Source organism: Streptomyces nigra (assembly GCF_003074055.1).
In the GTDB taxonomy this organism is placed as follows: domain Bacteria; phylum Actinomycetota; class Actinomycetes; order Streptomycetales; family Streptomycetaceae; genus Streptomyces; species Streptomyces nigra.
Genome location: NZ_CP029043.1, coordinates 4,442,116 through 4,455,099 on the forward strand (window position 1 = coordinate 4,442,116; position 12,984 = coordinate 4,455,099).

The window sequence follows — 12,984 nt, forward strand, 5'->3', positions numbered from 1 at the left end:
TCGGCCCCGACCACGACTCCTAAGCACACACAGGAGCAGTAGTGAGCAAGCGCAGCAAGTCTCTCCGCGCTGCGGACGCCAAGATCGACCGGGACAAGCTCTACGCCCCGCTCGAGGCCGTCCGTCTCGCCAAGGAGACGTCCACGACCAAGTTCGACGGCACCGTCGAGGTCGCCTTCCGCCTGGGTGTCGACCCGCGCAAGGCCGACCAGATGGTCCGTGGCACCGTGAACCTTCCGCACGGCACCGGTAAGACCGCCCGGGTCCTGGTCTTCGCGACCGGTGACCGTGCCGAGGCCGCGCGTGCCGCGGGCGCCGACATCGTCGGCGCCGACGAGCTGATCGACGAGGTCTCGAAGGGCCGCCTGGACTTCGACGCCGTCGTCGCCACCCCGGACCTCATGGGCAAGGTCGGCCGCCTCGGCCGCGTCCTCGGCCCCCGTGGTCTGATGCCGAACCCGAAGACCGGCACCGTCACCCCCGATGTCGCCAAGGCTGTCAACGACATCAAGGGCGGCAAGATCGAGTTCCGCGTCGACAAGCACTCGAACCTGCACTTCATCATCGGCAAGACGTCGTTCGACGACACCAAGCTGGTGGAGAACTACGGCGCGGCCCTGGAGGAGATCCTCCGTCTGAAGCCGTCCGCCGCCAAGGGTCGCTACATCAAGAAGGCCGCCATCAGCACCACGATGGGCCCCGGCATTCCGGTCGACTCCAACCGCACCCGCAACCTCCTCGTCGAGGAGGACCCGGCCGCGGTCTGAGCCAACGGCTCACCAGGCTCGACGACGGGCCCCGCACCCTTTCCCGGGTGCGGGGCCCGTTCCTCGTCTCCGCCCGCCCTGTCGGTGCCCTGGGTTACCGTGCACGCAGGGGAACCGCACGGGGGGACGCATGAGAAGCACGAGGGCCCGCCGGCCGGCGCCGTGGACCGCCCTGCCGGTCGCGCTGACCGCGCTGGCCGCCTGCACCGCCCCCGAAGGCTCCGCGGGCCCCGAGCGCACCGAGCCCGCCCCTGCCGTGGCCGCCGCCCTGCGCGAGGCCGAGCGGTCCACGCACCGCGCCGCGTCGTCGTACGTGGAGTCCACGACGACCATGGGTTCCGCGCTCTCCATGACGGCCCGCGGCACCCTCGCCTGGCGCGGCCCGCTCACCGGCACGCTGCGCATCCGGTACACCGGCGGCAGCACGGCCGAGACGATGCGCCGGCTGGGCAGCACGTCGATGGAGGCCCGCTACCTCCCGGACGCGTACTACGCCCGGATGGGCGAGGTGTTCGCCGGCAAGACCGATGGCCGGCACTGGATCAGATACGCCTACGACGACCTGGAGCGGGTCGCGGGCAGCGCGGGGGCCGACCTCGCCGACCGGATGCGCGACACCGCGCCCCACACCTCGGTGAAGCGGCTCCTCGCGTCCTCGGACGTGCGCAAGGTCGGCGAGGAGACCGTCCGGGGCACCCGGGCCACGCACTACTCGGGGACCGTGCCGGGGGAGGGCGCCGCCGGGCAGACCGTCGACATCTGGGTCGACGACCGGGACCTGCTGGTCAAAAAGGTCGAGAAGGGCCGTACGGCCGCGGGGGCGCTGACCCAGACCGCGTACTACCGCGACTACGGCGTCCGCGTCGCGGTCGAGAAACCGCCGGCCGGGGACACCGCCGACCTGCGGGAACTGCTGGAGGCGAAGCCCCGAAGCTGATCCGTAAGGGGCGATTTGCCTGACGGTGACACCGTCCCGTACTCTCCTACAGAAGCCAAAGACCGCTGGTCGTTGCCGTGCGCTCGAATGAGGGCGCGGTGGCCGAAGGATCCGCTGAAATAGCGGACGACCCGCGCAGGTGTCAGTGGAAGAACTCCCGGAGGGGCGCACAGCCTGTGCGCAGAGCCGGTCGAGTCCGCCCCGTGCGCCTGCGCCGGGGCGTTTCGTTTTCCCCAGTCCTCCTTCGGGTCCGCGCGGTCAGAATCACCCGGAAGGAGGCCGAGACTCTATGGCGAGGCCCGACAAGGCTGCCGCAGTGGCGGAGTTGACGGAGCAGTTCCGCAACTCCAGCGCTGCCGTGCTGACCGAGTACCGCGGTCTCACCGTGGCGCAGCTCAAGACGCTGCGTCGTTCGCTCGGTGAGAACGCCCAGTACGCCGTGGTGAAGAACACGCTGACCAAGATTGCGGCCAACGAGGCCGGGATCTCGACGCTGGACGACCTGTTCAACGGTCCGACGGCTGTCGCCTTCGTCACCGGTGACCCGGTGGAGTCGGCTAAGGGTCTGCGCGACTTCGCCAAGGACAACCCGAATCTCGTCATCAAGGGCGGTGTCCTTGACGGCAAGGCGCTGTCCGCCGACGAGATCAAGAAGCTTGCGGACCTCGAGTCCCGCGAGGTTCTGCTCGCCAAGCTGGCGGGCGCTCTGAAGGGCAAGCAGACGCAGGCTGCTCAGGTCTTCCAGGCGCTCCCGTCGAAGCTCGTCCGCACCGTGGACGCGCTTCGTGCCAAGCAGGACGAGCAGGGCGGTGCCGAGTAATTCGGCTCGCACGATGACCGCCGCCGCCTGAGGCGGAGGTCGTAGCGGGCCAACGTACGCCCGCCAGCACATGTACATCCGGCACCTGCCGAATTAGTGGAAGGAAAGCCATCGTGGCTCTCACCCAGGACGAACTGCTCGCCGAGTTCGAGGGCATGACCCTCATCCAGCTCTCCGAGTTCGTGAAGGCGTTCGAGGAGAAGTTCGACGTCACCGCCGCTGCCGCCGTCGCCGTTGCCGGCCCGGCCGGCCCGGCCGCCCCGGCCGAGCAGGCCGAGGAGAAGGACGAGTTCGACGTCATCCTCACCGGCGCCGGCGACAAGAAGATCCAGGTCATCAAGGTCGTGCGTGAGCTGACCTCCCTCGGCCTGAAGGAGGCCAAGGACCTGGTCGACGGTGCGCCGAAGCCGGTTCTGGAGAAGGTCAACAAGGAGGCCGCGGACAAGGCCAAGGAGTCCCTCGAGGGCGCCGGCGCCTCCGTCGAGGTCAAGTAAGACCTTCACGAACGCAGCGGCCCGCTAGGGCTGTAACGCGGACGTACCGAGGAGCGATCATCCATTCGGGTGGTCGCTCCTCGGCGTATCCGGGGTGTGGCCGCGGTTGCCTTGCGCCGCGTTCGTCGGGGGGTATGGTGATCTTCGTCGTGTCCCTGGTCGGCCCGGGGTTCGGGTATGAGGGCCTTGACGAACCGCACGCAGCGCGCAATTCTCAGGACGCGTCGTCACAGGATCCGAATCCGAGGCATGGATCGGCGACGAAGAGGGCAGTATCAACGTGCGTTGAAGGCAGGCATGGCGCAGGCGTTGAGAACAATGAGGGTCTCTGAAAACCGGGACTGGACATCAGTGTGCCTAGTGGCTACACTGACCCTTTGCGCTGCCTGTTAGCTGTCCCCTGCCCGTCACCAGGGGTCTGCCCTCGCCTCAGTATCGCCGACCGGACATCTCTGACCTGGCCCAACAGCCGGATCAGGCGACGTCTGTCCCGATGTGGGAGTGAGGGGCCGGTACGCGCGTAGTGAGTCCGAGCCCTCGGAAGGACCCCCTCTTGGCCGCCTCGCGCAACGCCTCGACCGCGAATACGAACAACGGCGCCAGCACCGCCCCGCTGCGCATCTCTTTTGCAAAGATCAAGGAGCCCCTCGAGGTTCCGAACCTGCTCGCGCTGCAGACCGAGAGCTTCGACTGGCTGCTCGGCAACACCGCCTGGCAGAGTCGGGTCGAGGCGGCTCTGGAGTCCGGTCAGGACGTCCCCACCAAGTCCGGCCTCGAGGAGATCTTCGAGGAGATCTCCCCGATCGAGGACTTCTCCGGGTCGATGTCGCTGACGTTCCGCGACCACCGTTTCGAGCCCCCGAAGAACAGCATCGACGAGTGCAAGGAGCGCGACTTCACGTACGCGGCCCCGCTCTTCGTCACCGCCGAGTTCACGAACAACGAGACCGGCGAGATCAAGTCCCAGACGGTCTTCATGGGCGACTTCCCGCTCATGACCAACAAGGGCACCTTCGTCATCAACGGCACCGAGCGTGTCGTGGTGTCGCAGCTCGTCCGCTCGCCGGGCGTCTACTTCGACTCCTCCATCGACAAGACGTCCGACAAGGACATCTTCTCCGCCAAGATCATCCCGTCCCGGGGTGCCTGGCTGGAGATGGAGATCGACAAGCGCGACATGGTCGGTGTGCGCATCGACCGCAAGCGCAAGCAGTCCGTCACCGTCCTCCTGAAGGCGCTCGGCTGGACCACCGAGCAGATCCTCGAGGAGTTCGGCGAGTACGAGTCGATGCGCGCCACCCTGGAGAAGGACCACACCCAGGGCCAGGACGACGCGCTGCTCGACATCTACCGCAAGCTGCGTCCGGGCGAGCCGCCGACCCGTGAGGCCGCGCAGACGCTGCTCGAGAACCTCTACTTCAACCCCAAGCGCTACGACCTGGCCAAGGTCGGCCGCTACAAGGTCAACAAGAAGCTGGGTGCGGACGCTCCGCTGGACGCGGGCATCCTGACCGTCGAGGACATCATCTCGACGATCAAGTACCTGGTGAAGCTGCACGCGGGCGAGACCGAGACGGTCGGCGACAGCGGTCAGAGCATCGTCGTCGAGACCGACGACATCGACCACTTCGGCAACCGTCGTCTGCGCAGCGTCGGCGAGCTCATCCAGAACCAGGTCCGTACGGGTCTGGCTCGTATGGAGCGCGTCGTGCGTGAGCGCATGACCACCCAGGACGTCGAGGCGATCACGCCGCAGACCCTGATCAACATCCGGCCGGTCGTCGCCTCCATCAAGGAGTTCTTCGGCACCAGCCAGCTGTCGCAGTTCATGGACCAGAACAACCCGCTGTCCGGGCTGACGCACAAGCGTCGTCTGTCCGCGCTCGGCCCGGGTGGTCTGTCCCGTGAGCGGGCCGGCTTCGAGGTCCGTGACGTCCACCCGTCGCACTACGGCCGCATGTGCCCGATCGAGACGCCCGAAGGCCCGAACATCGGTCTGATCGGTTCGCTCGCCTCGTACGGCCGGGTCAACGCGTTCGGCTTCGTCGAGACGCCGTACCGCAAGGTCATCGACGGCCAGGTCACCGACGAGGTCGACTACCTGACGGCCGACGAGGAGGACCGCTTCGTCATCGCGCAGGCCAACGCGCCGCTGACGGACGACCTCCGCTTCGAGGAGGCCCGCGTCCTGGTCCGCCGGCGTGGCGGCGAGGTCGACTACGTCGGCGGCGAGGACGTCGACTACATGGACGTCTCCCCGCGCCAGATGGTGTCGGTCGCGACCGCCATGATCCCGTTCCTCGAGCACGACGACGCCAACCGTGCCCTCATGGGCGCGAACATGATGCGCCAGGCCGTTCCGCTCATCAAGGCGGAGGCCCCGCTCGTCGGCACCGGCATGGAGTACCGCTCCGCGGTCGACGCCGGCGACGTCGTCAAGGCCGAGAAGGCAGGTGTGGTCCAGGAGGTCTCCGCGGACTACATCACCACCGCCAACGACGACGGCACGTACATCACGTACCGCCTGGCCAAGTTCGCCCGCTCCAACCAGGGCACCTCGGTCAACCAGAAGGTCATCGTCCACGAGGGCGACCGGATCGTCGAGGGCCAGGTCCTCGCCGACGGTCCGGCCACCGAGAACGGTGAGATGGCCCTCGGCAAGAACCTGCTCGTGGCGTTCATGCCGTGGGAGGGTCACAACTACGAGGACGCGATCATCCTGTCGCAGCGCCTCGTGCAGGACGACGTCCTCTCCTCGATCCACATCGAGGAGCACGAGGTCGACGCCCGTGACACCAAGCTCGGCCCCGAGGAGATCACCCGGGACATCCCGAACGTCTCCGAGGAGGTCCTCGCCGACCTCGACGAGCGCGGCATCATCCGCATCGGCGCCGAGGTCATCGCCGGCGACATCCTCGTCGGCAAGGTGACCCCCAAGGGTGAGACCGAGCTGACGCCGGAGGAGCGCCTGCTGCGCGCGATCTTCGGTGAGAAGGCCCGTGAGGTCCGTGACACCTCGCTGAAGGTGCCGCACGGCGAGACCGGCAAGGTCATCGGTGTGCGCGTCTTCGACCGCGAGGAGGGCGACGAGCTTCCCCCCGGTGTGAACCAGCTGGTGCGCGTCTACGTCGCGCAGAAGCGCAAGATCACCGACGGTGACAAGCTCGCCGGCCGTCACGGCAACAAGGGCGTCATCTCGAAGATCCTGCCGATCGAGGACATGCCGTTCCTGGAGGACGGCACCCCGGTCGACATCATCCTCAACCCGCTGGGTGTGCCGTCCCGAATGAACCCGGGACAGGTCCTGGAGATCCACCTCGGCTGGCTCGCCAGCCGCGGCTGGGACGTCTCGGGCCTCGCCGAGGACTGGGCGCAGCGCCTGCAGGTGATCGGCGCCGACCAGGTCGCCCCGGGCACGAACGTCGCGACCCCCGTCTTCGACGGTGCGCGCGAGGACGAGCTCGCGGGTCTGCTCCAGCACACCATCCCGAACCGGGACGGCGAGCGCATGGTGCAGCCGACCGGTAAGGCGAGGCTGTTCGACGGCCGCTCCGGTGAGCCGTTCCCGGACCCGATCTCCATCGGGTACATGTACATCCTCAAGCTGCACCACCTGGTCGACGACAAGCTGCACGCCCGTTCGACCGGCCCGTACTCGATGATCACCCAGCAGCCGCTGGGTGGTAAGGCCCAGTTCGGTGGCCAGCGGTTCGGCGAGATGGAGGTGTGGGCCCTCGAGGCCTACGGCGCCGCGTACGCCCTCCAGGAGCTGCTGACCATCAAGTCCGACGACGTCACCGGCCGCGTGAAGGTCTACGAGGCCATCGTCAAGGGCGAGAACATCCCCGAGCCCGGCATCCCCGAGTCCTTCAAGGTGCTCATCAAGGAGATGCAGTCGCTCTGCCTGAACGTGGAGGTGCTGTCCAGCGACGGTATGTCCATCGAAATGCGTGACACCGACGAGGACGTCTTCCGCGCTGCGGAGGAGCTCGGCATCGACCTGTCCCGGCGCGAGCCGAGCAGCGTCGAAGAGGTCTGACGGGAGTCCGGCGGGGCCCTTACCCACAGGGCCCCGCCGACCCCCAGGCCCCCGTTTCAGACCCCAAGACTTACAACCCTGAGAGGGATTGACGCATAGTGCTCGACGTCAACTTCTTCGATGAGCTCCGGATCGGTCTGGCCACCGCTGACGACATCCGTCAGTGGAGCCACGGCGAGGTCAAGAAGCCCGAGACCATCAACTACCGCACCCTCAAGCCCGAGAAGGACGGACTCTTCTGCGAGAAGATCTTCGGTCCGACCCGGGACTGGGAGTGCTACTGCGGCAAGTACAAGCGTGTCCGCTTCAAGGGCATCATCTGTGAGCGCTGCGGCGTCGAGGTGACCCGCGCCAAGGTGCGCCGCGAGCGGATGGGCCACATCGAGCTGGCCGCTCCCGTCACGCACATCTGGTACTTCAAGGGTGTCCCGTCGCGCCTCGGCTACCTGCTGGACCTGGCGCCCAAGGACCTCGAGAAGGTCATCTACTTCGCGGCGTACATGATCACGTACGTCGACGAGGAGCGCCGTACCCGCGACCTGCCCTCCCTGGAGGCGCACGTCTCGGTCGAGCGCCAGCAGATCGAGAACCGCCGGGACGCCGACCTGGAGGCCCGCGCCAAGAAGCTCGAGACCGACCTGGCCGAGCTCGAGGCCGAGGGCGCCAAGGCCGACGTGCGCCGCAAGGTGCGCGAGGGTGCCGAGCGCGAGATGAAGCAGCTGCGCGACCGTGCGCAGCGCGAGATCGACCGCCTGGACGAGGTGTGGACCCGGTTCAAGAACCTCAAGGTCCAGGACCTCGAGGGCGACGAGCTGCTCTACCGCGAGCTGCGTGACCGCTTCGGCACGTACTTCGACGGCTCGATGGGTGCCGCGGCGCTGCAGAAGCGCCTGGAGTCCTTCGACCTCGACGAGGAGGCCGAGAAGCTCCGCGAGATCATCCGCACCGGCAAGGGCCAGAAGAAGACCCGTGCGCTCAAGCGCCTGAAGGTCGTCTCCGCGTTCCTGCAGACCAGCAACAGCCCCAAGGGCATGGTGCTCGACTGCGTGCCGGTCATCCCGCCGGACCTGCGTCCGATGGTGCAGCTGGACGGTGGCCGCTTCGCGACCTCCGACCTGAACGACCTGTACCGCCGTGTCATCAACCGCAACAACCGCCTGAAGCGGCTTCTCGACCTCGGCGCGCCCGAGATCATCGTGAACAACGAGAAGCGCATGCTCCAGGAGGCCGTGGACGCGCTGTTCGACAACGGCCGTCGTGGCCGGCCGGTCACCGGTCCCGGTAACCGTCCGCTGAAGTCGCTGTCCGACATGCTCAAGGGCAAGCAGGGCCGCTTCCGTCAGAACCTGCTCGGCAAGCGAGTCGACTACTCGGCGCGTTCCGTCATCGTCGTCGGCCCGCAGCTGAAGCTGCACCAGTGCGGTCTGCCCAAGGCCATGGCGCTGGAGCTCTTCAAGCCGTTCGTGATGAAGCGCCTGGTCGACCTGAACCACGCGCAGAACATCAAGAGCGCCAAGCGCATGGTGGAGCGCGGCCGTACGGTCGTGTACGACGTCCTCGAAGAGGTCATCGCCGAGCACCCGGTTCTGCTGAACCGTGCTCCCACCCTGCACCGCCTCGGCATCCAGGCCTTCGAGCCGCAGCTGGTCGAGGGCAAGGCCATCCAGATCCACCCGCTCGTCTGCACCGCGTTCAACGCGGACTTCGACGGTGACCAGATGGCCGTGCACCTTCCGCTGTCCGCGGAGGCGCAGGCCGAGGCCCGCATCCTGATGCTGTCCTCGAACAACATCCTCAAGCCCGCCGACGGCCGTCCGGTGACGATGCCGACCCAGGACATGGTCCTCGGTCTGTTCTTCCTCACCACCGACGGCGAGATGCGGGACGTGAAGGGCGAGGACCGCTCCTTCTCCTCCGTGGCCGAGGCGATCATGGCCTTCGACGCCGGCGAGCTCTCGCTGCAGTCGAAGATCGACATCCGCTTCCCGGTCGGCACCATCCCGCCGCGCGGCTGGACCCCGCCGGCGCAGGAGGAGGGCGAGCCGGAGTGGCAGCAGGGTGACTCGTTCCGGCTGCGGACGACCCTGGGCCGCGCGCTCTTCAACGAGCTGCTGCCCGAGGACTACCCGTTCGTCGACTACGAGGTCGGCAAGAAGCAGCTCTCCGAGATCGTCAACGACCTCGCCGAGCGCTACCCGAAGGTCATCGTGGCGGCGACGCTCGACAACCTGAAGGCGTCCGGCTTCTACTGGGCGACCCGTTCCGGTGTCACCGTGGCCATCTCCGACGTCGTCGTTCCCGAGGCGAAGAAGGAGATCGTCAAGGGCTACGAGGCGCAGGACGAGAAGGTCCAGAAGCAGTACGAGCGCGGTCTGATCACCAAGGACGAGCGCACGCAGGAGCTCATCGCGATCTGGACCAAGGCGACCAACGAGGTCGCCGAGGCGATGAACGACAACTTCCCGAAGACCAACCCGATCTTCATGATGGTGAACTCGGGTGCACGAGGCAACATGATGCAGATGCGTCAGATCGCCGGTATGCGTGGTCTGGTGTCGAACGCGAAGAACGAGACGATCCCGCGTCCGATCAAGGCGTCGTTCCGTGAGGGTCTGTCCGTGCTGGAGTACTTCATCTCCACGCACGGTGCCCGTAAGGGTCTGGCGGACACCGCTCTGCGTACCGCCGACTCGGGTTACCTGACCCGTCGTCTGGTGGACGTCTCCCAGGACGTCATCATCCGCGAGGAGGACTGCGGCACCGAGCGCGGTCTGAAGCTGCGGATCGCCAACCGCGGCGCCGACGGTGTGCTGCGCAAGGCGGACGACGTCGAGACCAGCGTCTACGCCCGCATGCTCGCCGAGGACGTCGTCATCGACGGCAAGGTGATCGCGCCGGCCAACGTGGACCTGGGCGACGTGCTCATCGACCAGCTGGTGCACCACGGTGTCGAGGAGGTCAAGACCCGTTCGATCCTGACCTGCGAGTCCCAGGTCGGCACCTGCGCGATGTGCTACGGCCGCTCCCTGGCCACCGGCAAGCTGGTCGACATCGGTGAGGCGGTCGGCATCATCGCCGCCCAGTCCATCGGTGAGCCCGGTACCCAGCTGACGATGCGTACCTTCCACACCGGTGGTGTGGCCGGTGACGACATCACCCAGGGTCTGCCGCGTGTCGTCGAGCTCTTCGAGGCCCGTACCCCGAAGGGTGTCGCCCCGATCTCCGAGGCCACCGGCCGCGTGCGGATCGAGGAGACCGAGAAGACCAAGAAGATCGTCGTCACCCCGGACGACGGCAGCGACGAGACGGCGTACCCGATCTCGAAGCGCGCCCGTCTCCTGGTGAGCGAGGGCGAGCACGTCGAGGTGGGCCAGAAGCTCACCGTGGGTGCCACCAACCCGCACGACGTGCTGCGCATCCTGGGTCAGCGTGCCGTCCAGGTCCACCTGGTCGGCGAGGTCCAGAAGGTCTACAACTCGCAGGGTGTGTCGATCCACGACAAGCACATCGAGATCATCATCCGGCAGATGCTCCGCCGGGTGACGATCATCGAGTCCGGCGACGCCGAGCTGCTGCCCGGCGAGCTGGTCGAGCGCTCGAAGTTCGAGACCGAGAACCGTCGTGTGGTGCAGGAGGGCGGTCACCCGGCCTCCGGTCGTCCGCAGCTCATGGGTATCACCAAGGCCTCGCTGGCCACGGAGTCCTGGCTGTCGGCGGCGTCCTTCCAGGAGACGACGCGAGTCCTCACGGACGCGGCGATCAACGCCAAGTCCGACTCGCTCATCGGCCTCAAGGAGAACGTCATCATCGGTAAGCTCATCCCGGCCGGTACGGGTCTGTCCCGCTACCGCAACATCCGGGTCGAGCCGACCGAGGAGGCCAAGGCCGCGATGTACTCGGCCGTCGGCTACGACGACATCGACTACTCGCCGTTCGGCACCGGCTCCGGCCAGGCCGTTCCGCTGGAGGACTACGACTACGGTCCGTACAACCAGTAAGCGAGCGATCGTGTGAAGGGCGGTCACCCCTCGGGGTGGCCGCCCTTCGGCGTGCCCGGGGCGGTTCGGGGGCCGGCTCGGGGGCCGCTCGGGGATCCGTCAGGGTCCGACCCCGATGCCCGAGGCGCCCGTTCGGCGCATGATGGAGGGACTCCGACCGTTACGGGGGAGGTGCTCCATGACTCAGCCGTCGTGGCCGCCGTGGCAGCCCTGGCAGGCGCACGGCCCGCAGCCGTGGCAGAGGGACGCGGGCGGTGTGCCGCAGCCCTGGGCGGGGGCCGCCGCCCCCGTGATGCTCGCCTCGCACGCCGACCGTGAGCGGGCCGTGGACGTCCTCAGAGCCGGGTTCGGGGAGGGACGCCTGGAGAAGTCCGAGTTCGAGCAGCGGGTCGCGCGGGCCTACGCGGCTCGTACGGTGGGGGAGCTGGCCCTGCTGGTCGCCGATCTGCCCCAGGGGCCGCTGCCGCTGCCGGCGCCCGTCACACCGGTGCCGCGGACCTTCCTGCCCGTCGACCGGCCGCGGACCAACGGCAAGGCGGTCGGTTCGGCCGTCTGCGGGGTGCTCTGCCTGATGAGTTTCGGACTCGCCGGCATACCGGCCGTGGTGCTGGGGCACTCGGCCCGTGCGGGGATACGGCGTACGGGCGAGGGCGGTGACGGGCTCGCGCTGACGGGGCTCGTCCTCGGCTGGCTGTCGAACGCGGCGTGGGCGGCGCTGCTGACGCTGATGATCGTGGCCGCGGCCGTGTCCGCGTGAACGGGGCCGTGACGTGGCCGGATCGACGGAACGAAGATCGAGATCGCCGTGTGGTCTTGACATCGGCCGTATGGGGATGCGGGCCGGACCCATTTGTTTTGACCGCAGCGAATGCGATAGGTACGCTCAGACCTTGTGCCTGGGGTGTGCCCTGGCTCTTGTGCGTGCCTTCAGACCGTACAGCGAGCTGTGAGCGGCCACCGTGATCTGTGCTCTTTTCGCCTCGCGGCGGGAGTCCGCCGGATTCGACACACCCGACCGCGTGGGTCGGCGATGTTCCAGGTTAGCTTCACCATTCGGCACACAGAAACCGGAGAAGTAGTGCCTACGATCCAGCAGCTGGTCCGCAAGGGCCGGCAGGACAAGGTCGAGAAGAACAAGACGCCCGCACTCGAGGGTTCCCCTCAGCGTCGTGGCGTCTGCACGCGTGTGTTCACGACCACCCCGAAGAAGCCGAACTCGGCCCTGCGTAAGGTCGCGCGTGTGCGTCTGACCAGCGGGATCGAGGTCACCGCTTACATTCCGGGTGAGGGACACAACCTGCAGGAGCACTCCATCGTGCTCGTGCGCGGCGGCCGTGTGAAGGACCTGCCGGGTGTTCGCTACAAGATCATCCGCGGCTCCCTCGACACCCAGGGTGTCAAGAACCGCAAGCAGGCCCGCAGCCGCTACGGCGCCAAGAAGGAGAAGTAAGAATGCCTCGTAAGGGCCCCGCCCCGAAGCGCCCGGTCATCATCGACCCGGTCTACGGCTCTCCTCTGGTGACCTCCCTGATCAACAAGGTGCTGCTGAACGGCAAGCGCTCCACCGCCGAGCGCATCGTCTACGGCGCCATGGAGGGTCTGCGTGAGAAGACGGGCAACGACCCGATCATCACGCTGAAGCGCGCGCTTGAGAACATCAAGCCGACCCTCGAGGTCAAGTCCCGCCGTGTCGGTGGTGCGACGTACCAGGTTCCGATCGAGGTCAAGCCCGGTCGTGCCAACACGCTCGCGCTGCGCTGGCTGGTCGGTTACTCCCGCGCCCGTCGCGAGAAGACCATGACCGAGCGTCTGCTCAACGAGCTCCTCGACGCGTCGAACGGCCTCGGTGCGGCCGTGAAGAAGCGCGAGGACACCCACAAGATGGCCGAGTCCAACAAGGCCTTCGCGCACTACCGCTGGTAGTCGCAG

9 protein-coding genes are annotated in these 12,984 nt (G+C 67.3%); all 9 read left to right on the forward strand.

Annotated features, from left to right (window positions below; translation table 11 throughout):
* Positions 1 to 41: 41 nt before the first annotated feature.
* The 9 genes from rplA to rpsG all read left to right on the forward strand — a co-directional run bounded on the left by rplA (position 42) and on the right by rpsG (position 12,978).
* Positions 42 to 767: a 50S ribosomal protein L1 gene (gene rplA, locus DC008_RS20710; RefSeq protein ID WP_019329683.1), complete on the forward strand. Its 726-nt coding sequence runs from the start codon at positions 42 to 44 to the stop codon at positions 765 to 767.
* 130 nt (positions 768 to 897) lie between these two features.
* Entirely contained in the window at positions 898 to 1,704 is an 807-nt protein-coding gene (locus tag DC008_RS20715; RefSeq protein ID WP_108708251.1) for an SCO4651 family lipoprotein, read from the forward strand.
* A gap of 289 nt (positions 1,705 to 1,993) precedes the next feature.
* The gene (rplJ, locus tag DC008_RS20720) at positions 1,994 to 2,524 is read left to right on the forward strand and encodes a 50S ribosomal protein L10 (RefSeq protein WP_055622549.1); all 531 of its coding nucleotides are present in this window, start codon (positions 1,994 to 1,996) and stop codon (positions 2,522 to 2,524) included.
* A gap of 110 nt (positions 2,525 to 2,634) precedes the next feature.
* The gene (rplL, locus tag DC008_RS20725; RefSeq protein WP_108708252.1) at positions 2,635 to 3,018 is read left to right on the forward strand and encodes a 50S ribosomal protein L7/L12; all 384 of its coding nucleotides are present in this window, start codon (positions 2,635 to 2,637) and stop codon (positions 3,016 to 3,018) included.
* Positions 3,019 to 3,571: 553 nt separating this feature from the next.
* Entirely contained in the window at positions 3,572 to 7,057 is a 3,486-nt protein-coding gene (gene rpoB / locus DC008_RS20735) for a DNA-directed RNA polymerase subunit beta (protein WP_055622548.1), read from the forward strand.
* Between the two features lie 98 nt (positions 7,058 to 7,155).
* The gene (locus DC008_RS20740) at positions 7,156 to 11,055 is read left to right on the forward strand and encodes a DNA-directed RNA polymerase subunit beta' (RefSeq protein WP_108708253.1); all 3,900 of its coding nucleotides are present in this window, start codon (positions 7,156 to 7,158) and stop codon (positions 11,053 to 11,055) included.
* Between the two features lie 178 nt (positions 11,056 to 11,233).
* Positions 11,234 to 11,812, forward strand: a complete 579-nt coding sequence (locus DC008_RS20745) for a DUF1707 and DUF4190 domain-containing protein (protein WP_108708254.1) — start codon at positions 11,234 to 11,236, stop codon at positions 11,810 to 11,812.
* A gap of 321 nt (positions 11,813 to 12,133) precedes the next feature.
* Positions 12,134 to 12,505, forward strand: a complete 372-nt coding sequence (gene rpsL, locus DC008_RS20750; protein ID WP_003948652.1) for a 30S ribosomal protein S12 — start codon at positions 12,134 to 12,136, stop codon at positions 12,503 to 12,505.
* Positions 12,506 to 12,507: 2 nt separating this feature from the next.
* The gene (rpsG, locus tag DC008_RS20755) at positions 12,508 to 12,978 is read left to right on the forward strand and encodes a 30S ribosomal protein S7 (protein ID WP_003992340.1); all 471 of its coding nucleotides are present in this window, start codon (positions 12,508 to 12,510) and stop codon (positions 12,976 to 12,978) included.
* The last annotated feature ends 6 nt before the right edge of the window (positions 12,979 to 12,984 follow it).